Below are 24,711 nucleotides of genomic sequence, written 5' to 3'. Positions count from 1 at the left end.
GACCAGGAAGGCGTGGCCGATGCCGCCGAAGTCGACGGCGTTGATGATGTCGACCAGGGTGCTGAGGCTGAGGTCGCCGCCGACCACGCCGAGCAGCTCGCCGCTGCCCTTGGCCTTGACCGGCATGGCGATGGTCACCACCAGGCCGCCGACCGCCGCCATGTAAGGCGGGGTCAGCATGGTCTGGTTGGCGGCCACGGCCTGGGTGTACCAGGGACGCTGACGCGGATCGTAGCCGTCAGGCATCTTGGCGTCGGGACGCTGGGTGAACAGGCCGGTGTTCTGGCCGAAGTAGGTGAACTGGAAGTTGTTGGTGTACGACGGTTGGTCGACCAGGCCTGGCACGTTGCTGCCGGCGCCTTGCTGGGCGATGTCCTGGGCCAGGTTCTCGAGCACCAGGATGCGTCCGCTCATCCAGTTCTGCACGCTGCTGGCAGTCTGCAGGCCCGCCTGGCGCACCGACGACTCGATGTTCTGGCGGATGGTGTTGCGTTGCAGGTAGTCGTTGTAGAGGGTGAACAGCGCGAATGCCAGGACGACCACGCCGCAGGCACTGAGCAGGATCTTGTGGCGGAATTTCAGGTTCATGTTTCGAGACCTTGGGCCAGTGAAGGGAGGGCGCCGCGCGCTTGTGGCGCGAAATGGCAGACCTGTTGCCTCCATATCGGCCGGATCAACAAAAGGTTGAAAGACTAAATGTCGCAGTTTTGCCGAATCGTCCTCATTCGGTGACAAGTTGTTTCGAGGCGAGCAGGCCGACCAGGGTCCTGGCCGCTTGTCCCAGCACCTGCTGCTTGAGCCAGAAGGCATGTACCGGCAGTTCCAGGGCGTTATGGGTGTTGCGAAAGTCCAGGCGCACCAGGCGCCCGCTGGCGATCAGCGGCGCCACCCGGGACAGCGGCAGGTCGCCCCAGCCCAGGCCGGCCTCGACCATCTGCAAGGCCAGGTCGAGGCTGTCGGTGCGCCAGTGCGAGGTGCCGATCAGCGAGCGCGGGTCGGTCAGCGGCAGGTCGCGGCTGCGCACCAGGATCTGGCGCAGGCTGACCAGGTCCTCGAGGTCGCGGATGCGCCCTTCGAGGTAGGCGGGGTGGCGGGGGGACAGGGTGGCTACCAGCGACTCCATGGCGATGTGCTGGAAACTGCGGCGCGGATCGACCTGTAGGCCGGCGAATGCCAGGCACAGGCTGACCCGGCCGCTGTCGAGCAGATGCAGGGCTTCTTCCTGGGGCGCGGCGAGCAGTTCGATGTCCAGCAGCGGATGGCGCTCGCCGAGGCGGGCGATGGCATCCAGCAGTGGGCGCTGGTCGATGTCCGGCACCACGGCGATGGCCAGGCTGCTCTCCAGCCCGCGGGACAGTTCCAGGGCGTGCACCTCGAGCAGGCCGAGCTGTTCGGCGATCAGCCGGGCGTGAGGCTCCAGGGCCTGGGCCTGGGCGGTGGGGCGGGCTTCGCGGGCGCCACGTTCGAACAGTGGGTAGCCCAGCTCCGCCTCGAGGTTGCCGATGGCCATGCTGACTGCCGAAGGCACGCGCCCGAGGGCCCGGGCGGCGGCGGAGAACGAGCCGCGGTCGAGCACGGCGAGAAACAGCAGGATGGTGTCGCTGGAAAAGTTCATGAGGGCCTCCTTTCAGTAAATCTGAAAGGTGCTGACTTTTCCTGTCAAGTGCATTGAAGCATTCTTGCCGCCTTTCCACCCCACACGCAGCAAGTAAGGTAATTCCGTGCAAGGACTCAAACGCAAACTGGTCTACGTGACCTTCTATGAAATGATCGGCCTGTGCATGTCGACCCTGGGGCTGGCCTACCTGTCCGATACCCAGGCTTCGCACACCGGGCCGCTGGCCGTGATGATCACCACCATCGCGATGATCTGGAACTTCATCTACAACAGCCTGTTCGAGTACTGGGAAAGCCGCCAGGCCACCCGTGGCCGCAGCCTGGGCCGGCGAGTGGCGCATGCGGTGGGCTTCCAGCTGACCCTGGTGGTGTACCTGATCCCGCTGATCGCCTGGTGGCTGGACATGACCCTGCTGGAGGCGTTCCTGGTGGACCTGGCGTTCATCATCCTGATCCCGTGCTACACCTTCGTCTACAACTGGGCGTTCGACCGGATCTTCGGCCTGCCGGCCTCGGCGATGGCCACGCCCCAGGGCAGCGCGGCCTGAGCCGACGCGGGGCAGGCCGCCTCAAGGCACCTTGCGTACAGGCGCCTGCTCCACGGCCTGCATCGGGTTGCTCAGCAGGCTGTCCTCCACCTGCCCCGACAAGTAGTACACCCCCGCCATGGCCCCGCTCTGGCGGTTCTCCATCAATGCCTGCCATTGCTCGTTCAGGGCCAGGTTGAGGATTACCCGCAACTGGTCGACCATTTGCGGCTGCTCGCTGTTGTGGCTGAGCATGCCGTAGCCGGCCACCGCCACCGAGATCATCGCTCCCGCCGCCTTGCCCACGGCCGTTGCCACTGCACTGGCGATGCCGCGCGGGGCCAGGCTGGCGCCGAGCTTCTCGCTGGCCTGGGCGGCCACCGAGGACAATCCTGCCTCGGTCCGGCCGGGGGCCTTGGCGGCTTGCTGGTGCAGGTGCTGGCGCAGCGACAGCCAGGCTGGCTGTTGCTCCAGCGACGTGGCCCGCAGCAATTGATAGAGCGTGGCGTCACGGGCTGGCGGCGGGCCCAGGGCGATGGTCGGGATGCGGTTCAGCCGCTGGCTGAACTGCTCGGGCGGCACGTTGTAGCGCTGGATGATCGGTGCGAGCTGCTGGCCGAGCAATTGCAGGTAGAGCGCGCTGGCGCGGTCGCGGATGCCTTCAGGGTCGATCTGCTCGGCGACCGGATCGATCACCCGCGTGCGGTACTGCTCTTGCAGATAAAGGGCCAGGCGCTGTTCCGGCGTGGCATCGCCGTCGCCGCTGTTCATCTTGTACCAGGCCACCTTGACCGTGAGCCATTGCTGGGTCCAGTAGCCGGTGAACCAGGGGATGAAGTTGTTTTCGGTGCGCACCTGGACCTGTTCTTTCCAGACCCGCATCGAGCGCCGGGCATAGTCGTGGGCCGAGCCAGTGGCGGCCGCCGATGCCTCGAGCAGTGCCCGGTCGATGCGCTGCCAGGTCGCCGCGCTGGGGGGCTGCGGTGCTGGCGGGGCAGGCGGGCGTTTGCCGGCGCAGCCGGCGAGGGCCAGTAGCAGGCAGAGCGGGACGATCATCCGGGCACGGTTCACGCAGATCGCCTCCTCTGGCTGAGGCCGGGACGGTCATCCGAGTATAGGTGCGTCAGCGCGGGGCACGCCCGCTTCCACAGCGACCGCGTGGCAGGCGCTGTGGAAGCGGGCGTATCCGGCGATGGGCCGCAGAGCGGCCCCCTTTGCAGGTTGGTGTGGCATGTTCAGCGCTCCAGTTTCAGGTGCAGCAACGGGTACGGGTCGCCCTGTCCATCCACCTCGCTGCGGCCGGCCTGGACGAACCCTTGCTTGAGGTAGAAACCAACGGCCTGCGGGTTCTGCTCGTTGACATCGACCTCGTGCACGCCAAGCGCCTCGATCACGCAGGCCAGCAGGGCCTTGCCGATGCCCTGGCCACGGCAGGCCGGGTCGACGAAGAGCATCTCCAGCTTGCCGTCATGCACCCCGGCAAAGCCCTGGATCCTGCCGTCGAGGTCGTGCCAGGCGCGCAGTTCGACGAAGCCCAGGTACTGCTCGCGCACCAGCGGGCGCAGGCGTTCGACATAGCCGTCCGGCAAGAAATGGTGGGTTGCCCGTACCGAAGCTTCCCAGAGCTCGGTCAGGCGATCGTAGTGTTCCGCGCCCACTGGCGCGATGCTGTGGTTCATGTGGCCTCCTTCGGCACTGTGATGAAACGCCCGTCATGCTACGGCCTGCGCGCGGGCTGCGCTATGCTCTTGGGCCGTTCCCAGGCCTGGAGCCGCCCATGGACACCGCCCCCGTACCCCGCGCCCTGGCGGCGCGGGCGGCGGAATGGTCGCTGGGCGACGAGGTGCAGGCCTTGCCCGGTGTCGAGGCGGTGGTTTTTCGCTGAGGTCAGCTGGGCCAGCACGACTGGCGGATGACGCTGCAGAAGTTGCCGGGGCGGAAGCTAGGCTCCTTGTCGGCGATCACGTCGGCCTTGACGTTGCCGAAGGTGCTTTGCGGCTTGTGACGGATACCGTCGTAGAACGCCTGGATGATGCCTTCCTTGAAATGCTCGCCGCGCGGATGCGCCGCCACCACGGCATCGCGCTGCGCATCGCCGAGCCCTTCATGGTGCAGGCCGAGCACATCGGTTTCGACGCCGGCAGTGACCAGGGCGATCAATGGGTGCATGTGCTCGGGAATGCCTGGGGTGGTGTGCAGGGCGATGGCGGTCCAGACCCTTTCGATATCGCGCTCGGCGATACGGTGGCGCTGCAGGAAGTCGCGCGCGGCATTGGCGCCGTCGACCTCGAAGCGACAGCAGTCGCTGCTGTGGGCATGGGTCAGGCCCATGTCGTGGAACATGCAGCCGCAGTACAGCAGTTCGGCATCGTATTTCAGGCCCAGCCGCTGGCCGGCGAGGGCGGCGAAGTAGAATACCCGGCTGGAGTGGTGGAACAGCAGCGGCGAGGCGGTATCGCGTACCAGTTCGGTGATTTCCCGGGCCATGGCGCTGTCGGGGAGGGCGATGCCGGCGATGGAGGTGGACATGGTGTGGCTCCTTGGTGAGGGAGTGTCCAGTCTGCGCAGTCGTTGTATTGTCCTCAATTGACGTTATGCGTCAGATTCTGCCATTGTCCGTCGTCGCAAGACACCGTCGACCTCGTCGTTCCCAGCCCGCTCCAGCAGGACTTAAGACCATGCCCCTCACCCTCGCCATCCTCGCCATGCCCGGTGTCCAGCTACTCGATGCCTGCGGCCCGCTCGATGTGTTCGCCGAGGCCAACCGGCAGGCTGGACACGAGGCCTATCGCGTGTTGCTGCTGGCCTGCGAGCCAGGCCCGCTGGTCAGTTCCTCGGGCGCGAAACTGCTGCCCGACGGCTGGATCGGCGAGGCCTTCGATACGTTCGATACCTTGTTGATCGCCGGCACCCCCCAGGCGGCCGACCAGCACCTGCGCACTGGCATCCTCGACTGGCTGCGCCAGCGCAGCGCCACCTGCCGGCGCTACGGTTCGGTGTGCACCGGCGCATTCGCCCTGGCCGCGGCCGGTTTGCTCGACGGTCGGCGCATCACCACCCATTGGGCGGTGGCCGAGGCGCTGGCCGCGCGTTATCCGCAGGTTCAGGTGGAGGTCGACGCGATCCAGGTGCATGACGGCAAGGTACGGACGGCGGCGGGGGTGACCGCAGGGCTGGACCTGGCGCTGGCCTTGGTGGAGGAAGACCTGGGCCGGGACATTGCCAAGCGGGTGGCCGGTCAATTGGTGATGTACTTCAAGCGGCCGGGCGGGCAGTTGCAGTTCAGCCGCCAGGGCGCGTCATCGGTGACGGGGCGCTCCGTGCTGCAAGGGCTGCAGCGCTATGTGGCAGCTCATCCGGCGCAGGACCACAGCATCGCCAGCCTGGCGCGGCGGGTCGGGCTGAGCCCACGGCATTTCGCCCGACTGTTCCATGCCGACGTGGGCATGACTCCGGCGGCCTGGGTCGAACTGGCGCGAGTGAATGCCGCGCGGGAGCGCCTGGAGCTTGGCCGGGAGCCACCCAAGCAGGTGGCGGCATTGTGCGGTTTCGCCAATGCCGACACCTTGCGGCGTGCTTTCGTGCGCCATGTCGGAGTGAGCCCGGCCGAATACCGCAAGCGTTACGCGCAGCCGCGCTGATCGAGGTCGAGCTTGGCTTCCAGGCGATCGAGGTGTGCGTGCATCAGCGCCAGGGCCCCCGTGCCGTCGCCGCGCTCCACCGCATCGATGAGCGCCGCGTGCTCTTGCCAGGCGCAGTGCTCGCAGCTGGGTGATTCGTAGCGGGCGATGATCAGCGAGGTCATTGGCACCAGGCCGTTGAGAAAGCGTGCCAGCGGCGCGTTGGCGGCCATCTGCGCCAGTTTCAGGTGGAACTCGCCACCCAGGCGGATCGCCGTGCAGCGTTGGCCTTGCTCGTGATGCTGGCGTTCGCGATCGACCAGTTGGCGCAACTGGCGGATCTGCGCGGGGCGCGCGCGCTGGGTGGCCAGGCCGATCAGCGTGGTCTCGGCCAGGCGCCGGGCGCTGAGTACCTGGCGTGCCTGGTCTGGATCGGGCGCGGCCAGGTGCGCGGTATGGCTGGGGCGTTGCACTACCACCTGCTGGTCGGACAAGCGGCCGAGCACCCGGCGGATCACCGTGCGGCTGACGCCGAAGGCGTCGCCCAGTGCCTGTTCTGGCAGGGCGCTGCCGGGGGGCAGGCGTTGTTCGAGGATGGCGTCGAACAGGCGTGGGTAGATCTGCTCCGCCGACAGGCGGGTTTCGTCGGCGTTGAGCAGGGCGGGCATGGCGGGGGCGCAGGCGCTCATGGGCGCTCTCCTTGGGTCAGGGGCCGGGATGGTCGTCCGGGATGTTCAGGGCGATGCCCATGCGTTCGCCTTCGGCGAGGATGTGCCGGCGCATCTGCAGGCTGGCCTGGGCGCTGTTGCGTTCGCGGATGGCACGTACCACCGCTTCGTTCTCGCTCAGGCGCGCGGCCAGGTGCTCGGGGGAGTCGCGCAGCATCTGCGCGCTTTGCTTGAGGGCGTTGCCGGTCTGCTGCACCACGCTCTGGAAGATCGGGTTGGTGGTCAGGGCGAACAGCGCCTCGTGGAAGGCGATGTAGGCGTTGATGCCGGCTTCGCGGTCACCGGCGTCGAGGGCTTCGCGCATGTCCATCAGGGTCAGGCGCAACTGGCCGATGTCCTGGTTGCCGGCCGATTGCGCGACCAGCCCGGCGATGAAGGGCTCGAGGGTGTAGCGCAGCTCCAGCACGTCGGCCAGGCTGGCGGCGGCCACGGCGTCCGGTTCCTGGGCCTGGGCGGCTTGGGCATCGAGCACCAGCACGCCCTTGCCGGGCATCGAGCGCACCAGGCCGAGGGTTTCCAGCACGATCACCGCCTCGCGCAGGCTGGGCCGGCTGATACCCAACTGCTCGGCCAGCTCGCGCTGGCCAGGCAGCATTTCACCGCTGCGCCACTGGCCTCGGGCCAGGGCCTGGCGGAGTTTCTCCACCACGGAGTTGACTACGGTCGAAGAGCTGATCACGGTTCGCTCCTTGGCACGGGGCGCCCGGCGCTTTGCGCCGGCGCCCCTGGGCTCAGAATTCCTGTTGATGGGGTTGGCCCTGCTTGCGGATGACCGGAGCGAAGCCTGGCTTGTTGGCCAGCACATTGTTGGCGCGCTCCAGGTCGATGTCCTTTTCCCAGCGAGCGATGGCCACGGTGGCGACGCAGTTGCCGATCAGGTTGGTCAGCGCGCGGCCAATCCCCATGAACCAGTCCACCGCCAGCACCAGCACCAGGCCGACCACCGGAATCGCCGGCACGGCGGTCAGCGTCGCGGCGAGAATCACCAGGGCCGAACCTGGGATGCCGTGGGCACCCTTGGAAGTCACCAGCGACACCAGAAGAATGGTCAGCAGGTCGGTCATCGCCAAGGGGGTGCCGGTGGCGTTGGCGATGAACACGATGGCCAGGGTCAGGTAGATGGAGAAGCCGTCGAGGTTGAACGAATAACCGGTGGGGATCACCAGGCCGACGGTCGAACTGCCAATGCCGAGGTGCTCGAGCTTGCGCATCACCTGAGGCAGCACGGCGTCGGAGGAGGCGGTGCCGAGGACGATGGACAGCTCTTCGCGCAGGTACTTGATGAACGGCAGCAACTTGAGGCCCGACAGGCGCATCACCGTGCCGAGGACGATCAGCACGAAGCCGGCGCAGGTCAGGTAGAACAGCGCCACCAGGCCGCCCAGGTGCTGCAGCGAGGCCAGGCCGTACTTGCTGGTGGTGAAGGCGATGGCGCCGAACACGCCCAGCGGCGCCAGGCGCACGATCATGCCCATGATGCGGAAGATCACGTGGCTCAACTCGTTGATCAACCGCGAGATGCCCGAGGCCGATTCACCGACCAGGTTCAACGCGCTGCCGAACAGCACCGAGAACAGCAGGACCTGGAGGATATTGTTGTCGGCGAAGGCGCCGATCACCGAGGTGGGAATCAGGTCCATCAGGAAGGTGGTGGTGTCGTGGATGTGCGCGCCGCGCTCGGCCAGGGCGCCGGCGTCGGCGCTGGAGAGCTGGTCGAGGTGGATGTTGGCGCCGCTGCCGATGCCACTGCTGAAGGCGAACACCAGGCCGATCACCAGGGCCAGGGTGGTCAGCACTTCGAAGTAGATCACCGACTTCAGGCCGATGCGCCCGACCTTCTTCAGGTCGCCGGCGCCGGAGATACCACTGACCACCACGCAGAACACGATCAGGCCGATGAGCATCTTGATCAGCTTGATGAAGCCGTCACCCAAGGGCTTGAGCTGCAGGGACAGGTCGGGGAGGGCCAGGCCGCAGGCGATGCCGAGGGCAAGGCCAAGCACAACCTGGAGGAAGATTGAACGCGAACACCATTTGAGCATGGGAGGAGTCTCTGGTCGGTGTCCTTGCCCCCCAGGCCGCACGGAGCGAAAGAGTGCAGGACTTAATTATTGTGGTCTTACCGGTTTGTTCACTGCGAGGGCCATGTAACGCCGAAATTTCCGACATTGCAAGGTTTTTTGGCCTTACCGGTCTGACCAGTTATCCTGCGTCGGCAAGGCGGTGGCTCTAGCGTGGTGCACGAGGGAAATCAGGGCTTGGCCAGGGCCTGATCGACGGCGGCGATCAGCTTGCCAAGGTCCTTGGGCGGGGCGTTGTGTATGACACCGAAGAGGTAGGCACGCTGTTCTTCTTCGTCGTCCGGTTCGGCGAAGAAGACTTTGGCTTTGACCCCCAGCGCCTCGGCCAGGTGCATCAGCGCTTCGATGCTGGGGGTGTACGTGCCGGTTTCGAAGCGGCTTATGGTCTTGGGGTCGAAGCCGGTGCGCTCGCCTAGTTGCGCCTGCGTGAGGCACGCCAGCTTGCGATAGCGGCGCAGGGCAGGACCTAGGCCTGATCTTGTCATCGCTCAATTCCCATTTAGAATCAAGCACTTAACGATATCTATCGTTACAGCGCAACGCCATGATCCATCACCTTTATTTGCAAAATGTGATGGAATTCGTAGAATTCGCCGCTTTGATTGGTCAGTCATTCAAGTAATTGTCCAGGGCGATCCGGCCATTTGCCGGCCCGTGAGCAAGCGCTGTCGGACATTGGAACTGATCCAGGATGAACGGTTCCGGGTTGCCTGGCTCCCTGCCAGGTCGTCTGTCGGATCGTCTGCGAATGGAGTCTCACCGTGCGTCAGAACCTGCCGGTCAATCCGGTCGAGCAAAGCTTCCCCGAACACCAGCGGCTCATTTCGGCGACCGACACGGCCAGCCTGATCACCTACTGCAACGCCGAGTTCGCTGCCATCAGCGGCTACAGCCAGGATGAGCTGATCGGCAGCCCGCACAACCTGGTGCGCCACCCGGACATGCCCGCAGCGGTGTTCGAACTGATGTGGCAGTACCTCAAGGCCGGGCGCAGCTGGATGGGCATCGTCAAGAACCGCTGCAAGAACGGCAACTACTACTGGGTCAGCGCCTACGTCACACCGATCCTGGAGAACGCTCGGGTGGTGGGTTACGAATCGGTGCGGGTGCGCCCGAGCCGTGAACAGGTGGCGCGTGCCGAAGCCTTGTATGCCCGCCTGCGCGCGGGCAAGGCGGCGCTGTCGCCGGCACGGCGCCTGGCCTTGCTGACGCGAGCCATGGCCTTGCCATTGCTGGGCGGTGTGCTGGCCATCGGTGCCAATCGGCTGTGGCCCGGGCTGCCTGCCCAAGGGCTGATCCTGGCGTTGTTCGCCGGGGTCGGCCTGTGGGCCCATGGCCGCCTGGGCCGTCATCTGAGGCGTATCGCCGAGGGGGCTGGCAACACCTTCAGCGACCCGATCGTGGCGCTGACCTACAGTGACCTGTCCGGCGCCGCAGGGCAGCTCGAGCTGATCCTGATCAGCGAAGAGGCGCGGTTGAAGACCGCGCTCACGCGCCTCAGCGACCTCGCCACGCAGATGGCCGCAGCGGCTCAGGACGCCGGGCGTCTGTCGCGTGGCACCGAGGCGGCGTTGCTCGAACAGCGCGCCGAGACCGACCTGACCGCCACCGCGATGACCGAGATGGCCGCCTCCATCGGCGAGGTCGCCGGTCATGTCCAGCTCACCGCCCAGGAAGCCCATACCGCGCATCTGCTGGCCGAGCAGGGCAGCCAGGTGGCCGACGCCTCGGGCGCGGCGATCCGCGGCCTGGCCGACACCGTCGGGCAGATCAACCAGGCGGTCAACGAGCTGGCCGGTCAGACCGGCGCCATCGCCGAGGCCGCCGGGATGATCCGCGCGATCGCCGAGCAGACCAACCTGCTGGCGCTCAATGCGGCCATCGAGGCCGCGCGAGCCGGTGAGCAGGGGCGCGGTTTCGCGGTAGTCGCCGACGAGGTTCGCGCGCTGGCCGACAAGACCCGCCAGTCCACCTTGCATATCCAGTCGATCATCGACAGTCTGCGTGGCGGCGCCGAGCAGGCCGTGAGCATCGCCAGCCTCGGGCTTGACGGGGCAGAGCAGGGTGTCACCCAGGTGGCCCAGGCGCAACAGGCGCTGGAGGGCATTCGCCAGGCGCTGCGGCGGATCAGCGACATGAGCCAGCAGATGGCGGCGGCCTCCCACGAACAGTCGAGCGTGGCCGAGGACGTGTCGCGGCAGATCAACGGCGTGGCCGGTACCGTCCAGCAGAGTGCCAGTAGTGCCAACGCCGCCGCTTCGCGTGGCGCCGAACTGGAGCAGATCTGCGCGGGCCTGCGTGCGCTGGTGGAGCGCTTCAACCGTTAGGTTGCGATGCTTATGGACGATAACTACCGGGCGGCCGTGGATGCGGCCGCGATTTTTTCCGAAACCGACCTGGGTGGACGCATCACCTACGTCAACCAGCAGTTCTGCAGCATTTCCGGCTACAGCCGCGAGGAACTGCTGGGGGCCAACCACCGGATCCTCAACTCTGGCCTGCACGAGCCGACCTTCTTCCTCGACATGTGGCGCTCGCTGGCCGCCGGGCGGGTGTGGAAGGGCGAGATCTGCAACCGTGCCAAGGACGGTTCGCTGTACTGGGTCGACAGCACCATGGTGCCGTTGATCGACCCGGCGACCAACAAGGTGCGCAAGTACGTGTCGATCCGCTTCGACGTCACCGAGAAGCGCCAGTTGCTGCATACCTTGCAGTGGCGGGTCGGCCATGACGTGCTGACCGGCCTGCCCAACCGCGCGTATCTATCCGACCTGCTCAACCAGGCCCTGGCGTTCTCCCGGCGCGAGAGCATTCCCCTGGCGGTGTGCATGCTCGACCTGGACGGTTTCAAGGCGGTCAACGATGGCTACGGGCATGCCACCGGCGATCTGTTGCTGGTAGAGGTGGCCGACCGTTTGAAAGGTATTCTGCGCACTGGCGATGCGGTGGCGCGGTTGTCGGGCGACGAGTTCGTGCTGATCCTGCGTCATATCCAGGACCCGCAGCAGTTGCACGCGGCGTTGCGCCGGGTGCTGTGCGCGCTGGCCGCCCCCTATGTGGTGCGTGACCATGTGTTGAGCCTGAGTGCGAGTATCGGTGTCACGCTGTTCCCCCAGGACGACGAGGACGCCGATACCCTGGTGCGCCATGCCGACCAGGCCATGTACGTGGCCAAGCAACGCGGGCGCAACCGCTATCACCTGTTCGACGTGTCCCAGGAACTCGAGCTCAAGGCCACCCACCAGACTGTCGCCCAGGTGCGTCAGGCCTTGCGCCAGGGCGAACTGTGCCTGCACTACCAGCCCAAGGTGAACATGCGCAGCGGCCAGGTGATCGGTTTCGAGGCGCTGCTGCGCTGGATGCATCCCACCGAGGGGCCGGTGCCGCCAGGGGAGTTCCTGCCGCTGGTGGAGCAGACCGACCTGATCGTCGAGCTCGGCGAATGGGTCATCGAGCAGGCGCTGGTGCAATTGCAGCGCTGGCAGCAGGACGGCCGGAACTGGTCGCTGAGCGTCAACATCGCCGCCCGCCAATTGCAGCGTGGCGATTTCGCCGAGCGCCTGGCGCAACTGCTGGCGCGCCATCCTGGAGTCGAGCCGGCGCGCCTGGACCTGGAGATCGTCGAGTCGGTGGCCATCGACAACCTGGCCCGGGTCGGGCGCTGCCTGGATGCCTGCCGGGCACTGGACGTGCGTTTTTCGCTGGATGATTTCGGTACTGGCTATTCGTCGCTGAGCTACCTCAAGCGTCTGCCGGCGCAGACCATCAAGATCGACAAGTCGTTCGTGCGCGACATCCTTCACGACCATGACGACCTGGCCTTGACCGCCGCGGTGATCGGCCTGGCCCGCACCTTCGGCCGTGCGGTGGTGGCCGAAGGGGTGGAAAGCGTCGAGCAGGGACGGATGCTGATGGACCTGGGCTGCGAGCTGGCCCAGGGCTATGGCATCGCTCGGCCGATGCCGGTGGCCCAGGTGGCAGGCTGGGCGGCTGCCTGGCGACAGCCGCCCGAATGGCGCTGACCCGTCATTGCACCTGGCGTGGGGTGCTCATATGGGCTTGCAGCAGCGCTTCGGTCAGTTGCCGGACCAGCGCGGCGTCGGCATGCTGACGGGCGTTGAGCATTGCGCCGCCGACCCGATCCAGCAGGCTGGGGTCGAATCCGGCGAACGCCGCGGCGTTCAGGTCGGTGCGTTGCAACCTGCCTTGCAGGCGCCAGACCAGCCCGGGCACATGGCCGATGTCGCGCTCCAGGGCAGCGATGAAGGCTTCGGGGACCGGTGGGCCGGCATAGTCGCCGTTGCGCCCGCCAGGGCTGGCAAGGGCGTCGAAGTACTCGGACGCACCTGCCCACTGCTGGGCCATGGCCTCGAAGGCGTCAGGCGCGAGGCGCCGTAGCCAGGCAGGCCAGAAGCGCTGGTCGATCAGCCACTGGGCCAGGTTGGCAGCGTTGGCCTGGGCCTCCACGGCTACTGCCAGTTGTTGCAGCGTCGCCTCGCTCAGGCGCGCGAGATAGTCGTACATGATCGTCGCAGGCTGTGTTGGCAGGCCCAGGCGTTGGCGCAGGTGCATGCGCGCGTGCAGGGCCATTTCCAACTCGTCGAGCAAAAAGTCTGGCTCGCTCAGCAGCGTATCGCTGATGTCGTCGTCCCGCTGTAAGGGCGGTGCGGCCTCGCGCTGCGCCGTGGTGGTGGCTGCGCCCAGGGCCCGGCGGCGTGCCACGCGGGCCTGGTACAGCTCGCCGATGCGGGCGTCCAGCAGGCGTTGGCGATAGAGGCCGGTAACCGCCGACACGGCGACCTGTTCGTTGCCGGCCCCAGGCTCGGCGCGGGACACCGTCTGCCAGAGCTGGACATCGGTCTCGATCTGCTGGAACAACAGGCTGGCCTGGTCCACGCATTGCTGGCCGGCATCGGCCAGCAGGTCGTTGATCTGCTGCTGCAGTTGCGCCCGGCCCCAGTCGCTGTCGCCTTCGCCGGCGACCAGCGTGCGTAGCACATGGCGCATGCGTCGGTCGAAGGCGGCGGGGCTTTGCAGGTACTCGGCAGTGCCGGGGAGGCGGTCGAACAGTGCATGCAGCGCCTGCCAGCGTGGATCTTGCGCCGATTCGGCGACCAGCGCCTGCAACTCGGCCGGCCACTGCCCCGACCACTCCCCGGAGGCGCGTGGCGACTGGTGCACCTCGAAGCCCGCCTGTTCCAGACGCTGACGAGCGGCAGCGTTGAAAGGGTTGTTATCGAACGAATAGGCGAACTCCGCCTGGTTTTCACCGATGGCGCGCGCGTAGGCGCTGCCTTGCAGGTCCGGAGCATCGACCAGTACATTGCCGCTCAGGTCCAGACGGCGCAAGGCAGTAGGTTCCCGCCTCATCAGCCCTGCCAGCCCTTCAGGCCAGAGGTTGATGCCGGTGTTCTGCAGGTCCAGGTGTTGCAGGGCGTTCCAGCCTGTCACATCGGGGGCGAGGAACAGTGGATTGTCGTACAGGTGAAGCACTTCCAGGTGATTGAGGCCAGCCAGTGCGGCCCGACTCTCGTCGTTCAGCACTATATCGTTCTGGCCCAGCTGCAACCTGCGCAGCGCAGGCCAGCGCTGCAAGGCCTGAAAGTGCTCGGCATCGAATACCAGTTCATTGAGGTCGGCTTGCAGCCAATTCAGCGAGGGTAGCCGGGAAAGGCGGTTCAGGGCGGCGACCGGCAGCCCTTGCACGGCATCGGTGAGGTTCAGCAGGCGCAGGGTGTTCAGGCGTTCGAGAATGGCGAGGTTGTGTTCGCTCTCCAGGTCGATGTTGTTCGCGGTCAGGTCCAGGGTCAGCAGCTCGCTCATCTCGCCAAGCTCGATGGGCAATTGGGAAAGGGCGTTCTCGCCGAGGTCCAGGTCGCGTACGCCGGGGAAGGCCCGCAGGAGTTCCCCGAGCCCGGTGTCGTGCACGAGGGTGAGGCCGTTGAGGGTCAGCTGGCGAACATGGGGCAGAGGCACGGACACTGTCGGCAATTGATCGAGCTGGTGAAGCTCCAGTGTCAGTGCGACATGATCGATATTGTCACTCGGCTCATCCGGGTCCTCTCTGCGCCATGCGCTGCGGATACGTTCAGCCACGGTCTGACGCACGCCGCGCCGTTGCTCGAGCCTGCCGACCGGGATGCCTTCGGGGTCGTGCACCCAGCGCTGCAGGGCAAGGTCGAGCCTCTGGTAGTTGGCTTGCAACTGCTCGAGCAGGCGGGCAAAGGCGCCTGGTTGATCCCCAGCCTGGTAGCGCAGGCGCAGGCGCAGCATTTCACGGTCTCGCCCCGGGCTGGCAGGGAACAGTTGATCGAACAGTTCATCATCGCTCAGGCGCCCCCGGCCGCGGCCGCTCAGGCGATAGCCCTGGCGAGGGTCGTCCGGCAGGCGCGAAGGTTGCCGGTACAGCGGTCGTATTGGCTGCATGCCCAGGTCAGTGGCGGCCTGCCACCGGTTCCGGGCGGCCTGGTCGAACAACCTGTCGCGCAGCCCCTGGGCATCGTGCACGTCGATGCCCAGCGCATCGCGTTCACTGTCTGGCAAGGCGTGCAGCAGTGCCTCGAACAGGTTGCCACGGTTGCTCAGCTCGTTGTCGTGTTCGTCGTAGGCGGTGTAGCCGTCGGCGCTTCTGACGACGACCTTGGTGGTCTTGCCGAGAGGGCCTGCCCGGTTGATCACGGCGCCATGCAGGCGCCCTTCGCGCAATTCGATACCGAGGGTTGCCGTCCAGCCTGGCAGGCGTTGCAGCGTTGCGAAGGCCAGGGTGTCGCGATCTGTCAGTGTGCCGCCGGTCGTCTGGAAAGCGCTTAACGCCTTGCTGATACGGCTTTCCCGGAGGAACAGGCGTGCGGTTTCGGCGATGGGCAGGGGGAGGCGGCCGCTTTTTTGCAACTGCAGGAAATCCCGGGCGCTGGCCTGCGCCAGTATTTGTGCGCGAGCCCGTGGGCTCAGGCCGGGGAAATCGCGCGCCAAGACCGACGCTACCTGCGGTTCGCCAGCGACGGGCAAGGGTTTGCCGCCGAAGACCTCGAGACTGTCGAGGAGCAAGGCGGGCAGGGGGTGGTGGTCGAGCAGGCGCTTGCGCAGGGTCGCGGCATCGTAGCCGCTGCAACGCAGCGCCTGATCGAGCTGGGCACTGTCCAGGCCACTGGCGGCAGGGCCGAGCTGTTCCAGCAGGGTGCTCGTGTCCCAGGCCAGCGGGCGGTCATGTTCGAGCAACCAGGTGCCTTGGCCGTTGCCCTGCAGCAGTGGCTGGTGCTTCAGCCCTTTGCCGGGGGCCAGGCGCCAGGAGCGGTCCGCCGCGCGTTGCAGCGGCAAGGCCGCGCCGTTGCGTTCGAGCCAGGCCTGGCCCTGCCAGCGCTGCAGTCCCTGACTGTCGCAGGGCTGGCCTTCAGGCCAGGGGCGAGGGCGAGCGAAGGGCGACAGGTCGGCAGGCCACAGGCGTTCCTGGCTGCTGTCGCCGATACGTTGCCAGCCATGCAGGATTCCCGGTGGTTCGACGAATCGGCTGGCGGCGCCGAGGGCGGCGAACTGCGCCAGGTTCTCGAACACGGCGAACAAATGACAGATGGCGGCGTCTGCATCGCCTTCGTTGGCGGCATGTACGCCTTCGAGGAACTCGTCGACCAGTTGCGCGCCGCCGACCACCATCATCACTTCACCCAGCCCGGGGACGAACAGCCCGGCGACATTGAGCAGCGTCAGCCCGGCGCCCAGCCAGCCCTCGATACGCGCCAGCTGGGCGTCGGCGTCGCGCCTGGCCACCGGAACCGCAAGGGTCGCGGCGTCGGCCAGTTTGCGTTCGACACGGGTACGGGCTCGTTCGCTGAAGGCATCCTTGCGCCAGGCCGTGTGGTTGAAGTGCAGGCGGGCATTCTTGTCGAGGGTTTCCTGCCAGAGGTCGGTGGGTGCCGGAAACAGCCGTTGCAGCCAGCTGAACCGTTCTCCTGGTTCGAGTACTGGGGGCTCGGCATGCAGCTGTGCATAGGGATAGCGCGGATACAGGGTGGCGCGCAGGCGTACGCTGAACCTTGGCTGTTCGGCCAGGCTCACGTAGCGCATGAAGAAGTCACGCTCCTGCTGTTGCCACAACAGTTGAGTGAGGTATCTGGCGGCAGCCTGCAACGAGGCATGCTGGCGCAGCGGTTCGCGGTCGTGCCCTGGCAGATACAGCAGGCAGGCATCCAGTTGGCGTTGCGGGTCGATATGGATCAGCAGCGGGCCATCCAGGGCGCAGCCGAACAGGCTGAGAAAGCTGCAATGCAAGGGTTGCCGGGCAGGCTCGGCAAAGCCCGACAGCACGGTTGCGCCGATCGCCGCGCCGAGGTCGTCGATGTGGCCCTGCAGGTGAGCCATGCTCAGTGCCGCGGCGAAGGCCGCGTGGTCCTGCTGGCGCAGCAGGCTGCGAAAGGTATCGGTGTCGATGTGTTCGGCCAGGTGGCAGTGATAGCGCCGGCCCAGATCGAGGTTGCGCACGCCTGCGACGAAGCGCCGTGCATCCAGGCTGGAACGATGAATCACCCGGGCGTCTTCATATAGTTTCGGCTGGGCATCGGCATCGAAGTTCTGCATGGCTGCCTCGAGCCAGGTGGGATCTCGGCGCAGGTGCCAGACGCGTGCCTGGTCGACGGCGGGGAGCGTGGCGTCGGGATACCAGTGCTTCAGGGCATCTTCGAGCAGCGGTCGGCAGAAGCCGGCCACATCCTGGATCGGCGCGAGCGCCAGGGCAAGCCGGCGAGTGCTGGCATGGCTGCAGCGAATGCGCTGTTCGAGGGTACGGCGTTGCACGGGCGTGGCTTTGAGCAGCCAGGCCGGCAGGCGCGAATGGATGAAGGCCAGGTGTGGGGAGAGGGGAGAGTGGGGCATCGCGGCTTCCATGGGCTGGGGGAAAGCAGCGAAGCTAGCCTGGGCGGCCGGATCACCCAGGTTACATAATTGGCACCTGGGTGAATTCGTCGGGGTCAGGGGTGTGGTGCCGTGCTCTTGACCGCCGCCAGTTCCGGATGGGCCACCAGCTTGTCGATGTGCAGCTCGTCATTGTTCATCCAGGTTTCGGTCAGCACCCGGTAATGCTCCATGTCGCGGCAACGCATGCGCAGGCTGTAGTCGAAGTGGCCGCTGATCAGCTGGCATTCGTAGACCTGCGGGCAGGCCCGCACGGTGGCCTCGAAGGCCTTCTGCGCGGAGCGGCCGCTCTGGTTGGACAAGGCCACCAGCACCAGCAGCGACAGGCCCGGCGAGACCTGCTGCAGGTCGATGATCGCGCCGTAACCGCGGATCACGCCGCGCCGTTCCAGCTTGCGCACCCGCTCCAGGCAGGGCCTGGCGGTCAGGTGCACGAGGGTGGAGAGTTTCTCGTAGGTGATCCTTCCTTGGTGGCGCAGCACGTCGATGATGGCTTCATCGATGCGATCCAGCGGTGCGGCGTTGGTGGCCTTGGTATCCATATGCGGCGTGACTTCACTTGAGACGGTTGGAGAGGAACTGCCGCAGGCGCTCGCTCTGTGGCCGATCGAGGATCTCGGCACTGCCGGACTCCTCGACCAGACCCTGGTGCAGGAACAGCACCTGGCTCGACACCTGGCGGGCGAAGCCCATTTCGTGGGTGACCATGAGCATGGTACGTCCTTCCTCGGCGAGCGTCTGTATCACCTTCAGCACTTCGCCCACCAGCTCCGGGTCCAGCGCCGAGGTGGGCTCGTCGAACAGGATGATCTCCGGTTCCATGGCCAGCGCCCGGGCGATCGCCACGCGTTGCTGCTGGCCGCCGGAGAGAAACGCCGGGTACTGCTCGGCGGCCCGCGCCGGCAGGCCGACCTTGTCCAGGTACTTGCGCGCCCGCGCCTCGGCCTCGGCGGCCGTGATGCCCAGCACCTTGCGCGGTGCCAGGCAGATGTTCTCCAGCACGGTCAGGTGGCTCCACAGGTTGAAGTGCTGGAACACCATGGCCAGGCGCGTGCGCAGGTTGTGCAACTGCACGGCCGGCGGGGTGCGGGTACCGGGATGGATCTCGAGGGTCTGGCCGTCGAGGGTGATGCTGCCGGCGTTGGGCTGCTCGAGGAAATTGATGCAGCGCAGGAAGGTACTCTTGCCCGAGCCGCTGGCGCCGATCAGGCTGATCACATCGCCCTTGCGTGCCTGCAACGAGACGCCCTTGAGCACCTGGTGCTCGCCGTAGTGCTTGTGCAGGCCGTCGACGCTGAGCTTGATCGAACCGGCATGGGCGTGTGCGCTCGGTGCCTGGGCGAAAGTGGAAAGTGGCAGTGCGGTAGCAGTCATGGGATCAGCCTCGGGCAGGGTCAAGGAAGCGCATCCAGCGGCGCTCGGCCAGTCGGAACAGGCCGACCAGGGCAAAGGACAGCAGCATGTACAGCAGGGCGGCCAGGCCGAACGCCTGGAAGGTCAGGAAGGTCGCGGCGTTGGCGTCGCGCGCCACCTTGAGGATGTCGGCGACGGTGGCGGTGAAGGCCAGCGACGTAGCGTGCAGCATCAGGATCAGCTCGTTGCTGTAGGCCGGCAGCGAACGGCGCAGGGCCGCCGGCAGCACCAGGAACAGGTTGAGCTTCCAGCCGCGCAAGCCATAGGCCTGGGCGGCCTCCAGCTCGCCGGCCGGCAGGTTGCGGATGGCGCCGGCGAAGATCTCCACGGTGTAGGCGCAGGTGTTGAGCACGAACGCCAGCAGCGTGCAGTTGAGCGCGTTGCGGAAAAACTGGTCGAGCACTGCATGCTCGCGCACCACCTGCAGGCTGTAGAGGCCGGTGTAGCAGATAAGCAGCTGGATATAGAGCGGCGTGCCGCGGAACACGAAGGTATACGCCTGCACCGGCAGGCGCAGCCAGATATGGCGTGAGGTGCGGGCCAGGGCCAGCGGCAGCGAGAGGGCGAAGCCCAGCAGCATGCTGGCGAGAAACAGCCACAAGGTCATGGCCAGCCCGGAGAGGCCGTTGCCATCGCTGTACAGGTAGGCCTGGCCGTATTGCTCGAGCAGTTCGATCATCGCGCCAGCTCCCGGATGCCGATGTTGTAGCGCCGCTCGAGGTACGTGAGCAGGCGGTTGGAGAGGGTGGTGATGAGCAGGTACACCAGCCCGGCCAGGCACAGGAAGAACAGTGTGTCGTTGGTGGTCTTGCCGGCGTTCTGCGCGGCCTTGACCAGGTCGGCGAGACCGATGATCGACACCAGCGCGGTGGACTTGAGCAGCACCAGCCAGTTGTTGCCCAGCCCAGGCAGGGCGAAGCGCATCAGTTGCGGGAACAGCACCAGGCGAAAGCGCTGGGCGCGGCTCAGGCCATAGGCGGTGGCTGCTTCCAGTTGGCCGGCTGGCACGCTGAGGATGGCGCCGCGGAAGTTTTCGGTGAAGTACGCGCCATAGATGAAGCCGAGGGTGATCACCCCGGCGCCGAACGGGTCGATCTCGACATAGTCCCAGCCCAGCGCCTCGGTCAGGTCGTTGAGCCAGATCTGCATGCTGTAGAAGATCAGCAGGATCAGCACCAGGTCGGGGACGCTGCGGATCAGCGTGGTGTAGAGGGTCGCCGGGACGCGCAGCAGGCTGGAGCGCGACAGCTTGGCGCTGGCGCCGATCAGGCCGAGCGCCAGGCTCAGCGCCAGCGACAGCAGGGCCAGCTTGAGGGTCATCCAGGTGCCTTGGGCCAGCAATGGGCCGAAGCCTTGCAGGCCGCTGTTGAGGAGGTCGTGCATGACGGAGTTCTCGCGATAGGTGATTCGCGGGCCCACCCGCACCTTGCAGGTGGCGGGTGGGTGCTGCGGGTGCCGCGATCAGGGGCGGTGACTCATTCGTTGTAGAGGTCCGCGTCGCCGACGTACTTCTTCTGGATCTGGGCATAGGTCCCGTCGGCATGGAGCATGGCGATGCCTTTGTCGAGCAGGGCCTTGAGCTCAGGGTCGGTCTTGCGCAGCCCCATGGCGATGTCCAGCGGCAAGGTCGGGTCCTTGATCGCCGGGCCACTGCGGAACTCGGCGCCTTCGGGCTTGGACAGGAAGTTCAGCTGGGCTTCGAGCTTGTCGGTGAGCGTGGCGTCGAGGCGGCCGTTCATCAGGTCGGCGTAGTTCTGGTCCTGGGCCTGGTAGGCCTTGACCTGGACGCCCAGCGGCGTCAGGACGGCGCGGGCGTAGGCTTCCTGCAGCGAGCCTTGCAGCACGCCGACCTGCTTGCCCTTGAGCGACTCGACGGTGTCGCCGAAATCAGCCGACTTGCGCACGATCACCGCGGTCGGGCTGAGGAACAGGCGGTTGCTGAAGTCGATCTGCTTCAGGCGTGCCGGAGTGGCCGCCATCGACGACATGATGGCGTCGAACTTGCGGGCGCGCAGTGCCGGGATCATCCCGTCGAACTCGTTGTGCACCCAGGTGCACTTGACCTGCAGCTTGGCGCAGATGGCGTTGCCCAGGTCGATGTCGAAGCCTTGCAGGCTGCCATCGGCGGCGACGGATTCGAAGGGGGGGTATTCGGGGTAGACGCCGAAGCGGATCTCGGTCCACTCCTTGGCCTGGGTGACACTGGTGGCACACAACGAGAACAGCAGCACGCCGAGGTGTTTTCGCATGGAGGGCATGGTCTTGGGTCCCTGGGTGTTGTTATTGGTAGTAGGGCGATGAGGCTTCGTAGGTTCGGCCGTGACTCATGGGTCGGGCTCAGGATGCGCGAGATAGACGGGTTTTTTGTGTCGTTTGCTAGCGCGCTGGGTGTCGGATTCTGCTGTTAAAGGGAATGCGGCAGCCGAAACGGCTGTTCCGACAAAGATTTATGGATGTGCGACAGCGGTTTCGGTCAGTCCTCCGGCCGTCGCATCCGTATCCGTGCCGGCGAGCCCGGCAGCGCGGTGAATGACACCGGCCGTATCGGTGCTCGCCGGCAAGCGATCATCAGGCTGCGTCGGCCTTGACCTTGGCCGGGGCTGGCCGCAGCAAGGCGAACAAGTCCTTCGGGTTCTTGAGGTCCGGCACCAGGGCGATGTCATGCCCTATCTCCAGCGTCTTGGCCACGTCCAGCACGTAACGCAGTGCGGAGTAGTCCTCCAGGGCGAAGCCGACCGAGTCGAACAGGGTCACCTGCGACGCGCTTTCCCGACCTGTCGCGCGCCCCTCGACCACTTGCCAGAACTCGGTGGTCGGCGAGTCGGCGGGCATCTGCTGGATCTCGCCCTCGATACGGCTCTGCGGCTCATACTCGACGATTACCCGTGCGCGCTCGACGATGTCGCGGTGCAGTTCGGTCTTGCCCGGGCAGTCGCCACCGACGGCATTCAGGTGCATCCCCGGTTCGATCATCTCCGGGGTGAGGATGGTGGCGTAGGCTTTGTCGGCGGTGACCGTGGTGACGATGTCGGCGCCACGTACCGCGGCAGCGACGGAGTCGGCGATGACCAGCTTCAACTGCGGGTAGCCGGCCAGGTTGGCCGCGAGTTTCTCGCAGGCCCGGCGGTCGATGTCGAACAGGCGGATCTCTTCGATGCCCAGCAGGGTGTGGAAGGCGATGGCCTGGAATTCGCTCTGCGAGCCGTTGCCGATCAGCGCCATGCGTTTGCTGTCCTTGCGCGCCAGGTAGCGGGCGGCCAGGGCCGACGTGGCCGCGGTGCGGATCGCGGTGGTCAGGGTCATTTCGCTGAGCAGCATCGGCGCGCCAGTGTCGACGTCACCCAGAGCGCCGAAGGCCATCACCGTGAGCAGGCCGGCCTGGGTGTTCTTCGGGTGTCCGTTGACGTACTTGAAGGCGTAGAGGTTGGCGTCGGATACCGGCATCAGTTCGATCACGCCATCCGGGGAGTGGTTGGCCAGGCGGGCGCACTTCTCGAAGTCGTGCCAGCGCAGGTAGTCCTGGCGGATGTACTCGGCCATCTCTTCCAGGCAGGTGGCCAGGCCCTTGCGGTTGACCAGGCGGGCGAGGTCCTGCACGTCGATGTAGCGGGTCATGGTGATTCTCCTTTTCAAGTCAGTGGCGCGAGGGCAGGTGGACTTCGGCGAGCATGCAGCGGGCGCTGCCGCCGCCAATGCGTTCGATGTGGTCGATGTTGACCACCAGTGGCCGGCTATGGCGCTCGACCTGCTGGCGTTGCCGCTGGTCGAGCGCGTTCCAGGCGCTGCGCGACATCACCAGCAGCGAGCGGCCGTCGCGGTCGTGGACCTCGAGCATGTTGCCGGCGAAACGCTCAAGCTGAGCGTGACCCAGGGCCAGGACCTGCTTGCCGGTATCGCGCAGCGAGTGCTCCAGGGCGTGGCGTTCGTCGGCGTGGGGCAGGGCGTCGAGGCAGGCCACGGCGAGCTGGCGGCCGACGTTCATCATCACGTTGCTGTGGTAGATCGGCGCCTGCTGGCGGTCGACTGCGTGGAACAGGCACAGGCGGTAGTCGAGACGTTCGGCGAACTGGCGCAGGGCCTGCTCGTGGGTGCGCCCGGAGTGGCAGGCGTAGCTGATCCGGTGCTCGCGGTCCAGAACCATGCTGCCGGTGCCTTCGAGGAACAGATTCTGCTGTTCCAGCGGGCTCAGGTCGATGGTGCGCTGGATGGCAAAGCGCTCCTCCAGGACCTGCAGCACGCCCTTGCTGCGTTCGAGACGGCGGTTCTGGCCTTCCATTGGGTAGAGCACCAGGCTGCCGTCGGCGTGGCTGCTCCACCAGTTGTTGGGGAAGATCGAATCGGGGGTATGGGGCTCGGGGGTATCCTGCACCACCAGCACCTCGACGCCGTGCCGGCGCAGGCTGTCGACGTAGTCGTCGAACTCCTCCAGGGCCTTCTCGCTGGCGGCTTGTGGGTCCAGTGGCGGCTGTTGGAAACGGTTGTTGACGGCGGTGTCCGGGTTGAAGGCGAACCGCGCCGGGCGAATCATGAGGACGGTATTTGTTGTTTGCATTGGGCACGCATCCACGGGTGGGCTGTGTGACCATTGTCGAGGGGATCGCGGGGAAATCCCGGCTGAAGCGCGAATCAGCGGCAGCCGGAACCAGCTGAAACTGGGTGGCTATCAGCCGAATCGGCTGCCATGGCTCAAAGATGATGCGATCGACGCAGAAGATCATCCTGTCTTCGAGGCGGGTGCACGGTGCTGCATGTGCATGGGGCTGGCTTGTCTCGCGATATGGCGCAACCATTCAGCCTGGAGCAAGCCCGCTCCCGCGAAATCCTGGCATGCAAACAGAAACGGCGCCTCGAGGGGCGCCGTTCCATTCATTGCCGGAGCAACTTACTTGTGCAGTTCTTCCGCTGCATACAAGGTATTTTCCAGCAGGCAGGCGCGGGTCATCGGGCCGACCCCGCCGGGTACCGGGGTGATCCAGCCGGCGCGGGGCAGGGCGGTCTCGTAGACCACGTCGCCGACCAGCTTGCCGTCGTCCTGGCGGTTGATGCCGACGTCGATGACGATGGCGCCTTCCTTGATCCATTCACCCTTGACCAGGCCTGGCTTGCCGGCGGCGACCACCACCAGGTCGGCGCGGCCGACATGACCGGCAAGGTCCTTGGTGAAGCGGTGGCAGACGGTGACGGTGCAGCCGGCCAGCAGCAACTCCATGGCCATGGGGCGGCCGACGATATTGGAGGCGCCGACGATCACCGCGTTCATGCCGTACAGGTCCTGGCCGGTACTTTCCAGCAGGGTCATGATGCCCTTCGGGGTGCACGGGCGCAGCAACGGGATGCGCTGGGCGAGGCGCCCGATGTTGTAGGGGTGGAAGCCGTCGACGTCCTTGTCCGGGCGGATGCGCTCGAGCAGCAGCGAGGCGTCCAGGTGCGCCGGCAGCGGCAACTGCAGCAGGATGCCATCGACAGCCGGGTCGTCGTTGAGGCGGTCGATCAGGTCGGTCAGGGCTTGCTGCGTGGTATCGCTGGGCAGGTCGAACGCCTGGGAAATGAAGCCGACCTCTTCGCAGTCCTTGCGCTTGTGCGAGACATAGACTTGGGAGGCCGGGTCGGTGCCGACCAGGATCACCGCCAGGCCAGGCGTGCGCAGGCCTTGCTGGCGGCGCTCGGCGACACGTTGGGCGATCTGCTGGCGCAGGTTGGCGGCGATCGCCTTGCCATCGATAAGGTGTGCAGTCATAGACGCGTGATTAACCATCGAGAAGGGAACATATAAGAAGCGGCATTCTCGCACGACCTGGCCCAAGGGCAAAGGCGGGTGGTC

General features: G+C 66.1%; 22 protein-coding genes. 4 read left to right on the top strand and 18 right to left on the bottom strand.

Going from position 1 to position 24,711, the window contains the following annotated elements:
- Together F3J43_RS16320 and F3J43_RS16315 are read right to left on the bottom strand one after the other, a co-directional pair.
- Positions 1–588: cache domain-containing protein (locus tag F3J43_RS16320; protein ID WP_205297909.1), on the bottom strand; the 588-nt coding region annotated here is incomplete at its 3' end.
- A 133-nt stretch (positions 589–721) separates the two neighbouring features.
- Positions 722–1,615: a LysR family transcriptional regulator gene (locus F3J43_RS16315; protein ID WP_166888547.1), complete on the bottom strand. Its 894-nt coding sequence runs from the start codon at positions 1,613–1,615 to the stop codon at positions 722–724.
- Between the two features lie 106 nt (positions 1,616–1,721).
- On the opposite strand from F3J43_RS16315, the gene F3J43_RS16310 reads away from it, so the two are divergent.
- Entirely contained in the window at positions 1,722–2,165 is a 444-nt protein-coding gene (locus F3J43_RS16310) for a PACE efflux transporter (RefSeq protein WP_166888544.1), read from the top strand.
- 21 nt (positions 2,166–2,186) lie between these two features.
- Here F3J43_RS16310 and F3J43_RS16305 read toward each other — a convergent pair whose 3' ends face one another.
- The 3 genes from F3J43_RS16305 to F3J43_RS16290 form a co-directional block, all read right to left on the bottom strand.
- On the bottom strand, positions 2,187–3,215 hold the full coding sequence (locus tag F3J43_RS16305) for a hypothetical protein (RefSeq protein WP_205297908.1): 1,029 nt from the start codon (positions 3,213–3,215) through the stop codon (positions 2,187–2,189).
- Between the two features lie 164 nt (positions 3,216–3,379).
- The gene (locus tag F3J43_RS16300) at positions 3,380–3,823 is read right to left on the bottom strand and encodes a GNAT family N-acetyltransferase (RefSeq protein ID WP_166888541.1); all 444 of its coding nucleotides are present in this window, start codon (positions 3,821–3,823) and stop codon (positions 3,380–3,382) included.
- 208 nt (positions 3,824–4,031) lie between these two features.
- Entirely contained in the window at positions 4,032–4,673 is a 642-nt protein-coding gene (locus F3J43_RS16290; RefSeq protein WP_166888538.1) for an HD domain-containing protein, read from the bottom strand.
- A 149-nt stretch (positions 4,674–4,822) separates the two neighbouring features.
- Between F3J43_RS16290 and F3J43_RS16285 the strand changes: the two genes are divergently transcribed.
- Entirely contained in the window at positions 4,823–5,785 is a 963-nt protein-coding gene (locus tag F3J43_RS16285; protein WP_166888535.1) for a GlxA family transcriptional regulator, read from the top strand.
- Here F3J43_RS16285 and F3J43_RS16280 read toward each other — a convergent pair.
- The 4 genes from F3J43_RS16280 to F3J43_RS16265 form a co-directional block, all read right to left on the bottom strand.
- On the bottom strand, positions 5,767–6,453 hold the full coding sequence (locus tag F3J43_RS16280) for a GntR family transcriptional regulator (protein WP_166888532.1): 687 nt from the start codon (positions 6,451–6,453) through the stop codon (positions 5,767–5,769). The two genes, F3J43_RS16285 and F3J43_RS16280, sit on opposite strands and share 19 nt — an antisense overlap.
- 16 nt (positions 6,454–6,469) lie before the next feature.
- Entirely contained in the window at positions 6,470–7,171 is a 702-nt protein-coding gene (locus F3J43_RS16275; RefSeq protein ID WP_166888529.1) for a FadR/GntR family transcriptional regulator, read from the bottom strand.
- A 52-nt stretch (positions 7,172–7,223) separates the two neighbouring features.
- Positions 7,224–8,534 (bottom strand): C4-dicarboxylate transporter DctA, encoded by a 1,311-nt coding sequence (locus tag F3J43_RS16270; RefSeq protein WP_166888526.1) that lies wholly within the window; start codon positions 8,532–8,534, stop codon positions 7,224–7,226.
- Positions 8,535–8,743: 209 nt separating this feature from the next.
- The gene (locus tag F3J43_RS16265; RefSeq protein WP_166888523.1) at positions 8,744–9,058 is read right to left on the bottom strand and encodes a helix-turn-helix domain-containing protein; all 315 of its coding nucleotides are present in this window, start codon (positions 9,056–9,058) and stop codon (positions 8,744–8,746) included.
- Between the two features lie 276 nt (positions 9,059–9,334).
- On the opposite strand from F3J43_RS16265, the gene F3J43_RS16260 reads away from it, so the two are divergent.
- Positions 9,335–10,900 carry a methyl-accepting chemotaxis protein gene (locus F3J43_RS16260; RefSeq protein ID WP_166888520.1) on the top strand — a complete coding sequence of 522 codons (1,566 nt, stop codon included), beginning with the start codon at positions 9,335–9,337 and terminating at the stop codon, positions 10,898–10,900.
- Between the two features lie 12 nt (positions 10,901–10,912).
- Positions 10,913–12,595 (top strand): putative bifunctional diguanylate cyclase/phosphodiesterase, encoded by a 1,683-nt coding sequence (locus tag F3J43_RS16255; protein ID WP_166888517.1) that lies wholly within the window; start codon positions 10,913–10,915, stop codon positions 12,593–12,595.
- Positions 12,596–12,599: 4 nt separating this feature from the next.
- Here the strand turns inward: F3J43_RS16255 and F3J43_RS16250 are convergent, their stop codons facing one another.
- From F3J43_RS16250 to folD, 9 genes are all read right to left on the bottom strand, one after another.
- Entirely contained in the window at positions 12,600–17,438 is a 4,839-nt protein-coding gene (locus F3J43_RS16250; protein ID WP_166888513.1) for a dermonecrotic toxin domain-containing protein, read from the bottom strand.
- 95 nt (positions 17,439–17,533) lie between these two features.
- A complete protein-coding gene (locus tag F3J43_RS16245; RefSeq protein ID WP_166888510.1) occupies positions 17,534–18,019 on the bottom strand; it encodes an Lrp/AsnC family transcriptional regulator in 486 nt (161 codons plus the stop codon).
- 13 nt (positions 18,020–18,032) lie between these two features.
- Complete coding sequence (locus F3J43_RS16240; RefSeq protein ID WP_205297907.1) at positions 18,033–18,851, bottom strand: ABC transporter ATP-binding protein; 819 nt, start codon at positions 18,849–18,851, stop codon at positions 18,033–18,035.
- Positions 18,852–18,855: 4 nt separating this feature from the next.
- Positions 18,856–19,569, bottom strand: a complete 714-nt coding sequence (locus F3J43_RS16235; protein WP_166888508.1) for an ABC transporter permease — start codon at positions 19,567–19,569, stop codon at positions 18,856–18,858.
- A complete protein-coding gene (locus tag F3J43_RS16230; RefSeq protein ID WP_166888503.1) occupies positions 19,566–20,273 on the bottom strand; it encodes an ABC transporter permease in 708 nt (235 codons plus the stop codon). Before F3J43_RS16230 ends, F3J43_RS16235 begins: the two co-directional genes overlap by 4 nt.
- Positions 20,274–20,365: 92 nt before the next feature.
- Positions 20,366–21,139: an ABC transporter substrate-binding protein gene (locus tag F3J43_RS16225; protein WP_286184662.1), complete on the bottom strand. Its 774-nt coding sequence runs from the start codon at positions 21,137–21,139 to the stop codon at positions 20,366–20,368.
- A gap of 319 nt (positions 21,140–21,458) precedes the next feature.
- A complete protein-coding gene (gene ocd, locus F3J43_RS16220) occupies positions 21,459–22,505 on the bottom strand; it encodes an ornithine cyclodeaminase (RefSeq protein ID WP_166888496.1) in 1,047 nt (348 codons plus the stop codon).
- A gap of 19 nt (positions 22,506–22,524) precedes the next feature.
- Positions 22,525–23,442 carry a citrulline utilization hydrolase CtlX gene (gene ctlX, locus F3J43_RS16215; protein WP_166888494.1) on the bottom strand — a complete coding sequence of 306 codons (918 nt, stop codon included), beginning with the start codon at positions 23,440–23,442 and terminating at the stop codon, positions 22,525–22,527.
- A gap of 330 nt (positions 23,443–23,772) precedes the next feature.
- Positions 23,773–24,627, bottom strand: coding sequence for a bifunctional methylenetetrahydrofolate dehydrogenase/methenyltetrahydrofolate cyclohydrolase FolD (folD, locus tag F3J43_RS16210; RefSeq protein WP_166888489.1), 855 nt, complete (start codon positions 24,625–24,627; stop codon positions 23,773–23,775).
- Positions 24,628–24,711: the final 84 nt, after the last annotated feature.

Source organism: Pantoea sp. Cy-639 (genome assembly GCF_011752525.1).
Classification (GTDB): Bacteria; Pseudomonadota; Gammaproteobacteria; order Pseudomonadales; family Pseudomonadaceae; genus Aquipseudomonas.
This window is presented reverse-complemented; position numbering and strand designations above follow the sequence as displayed.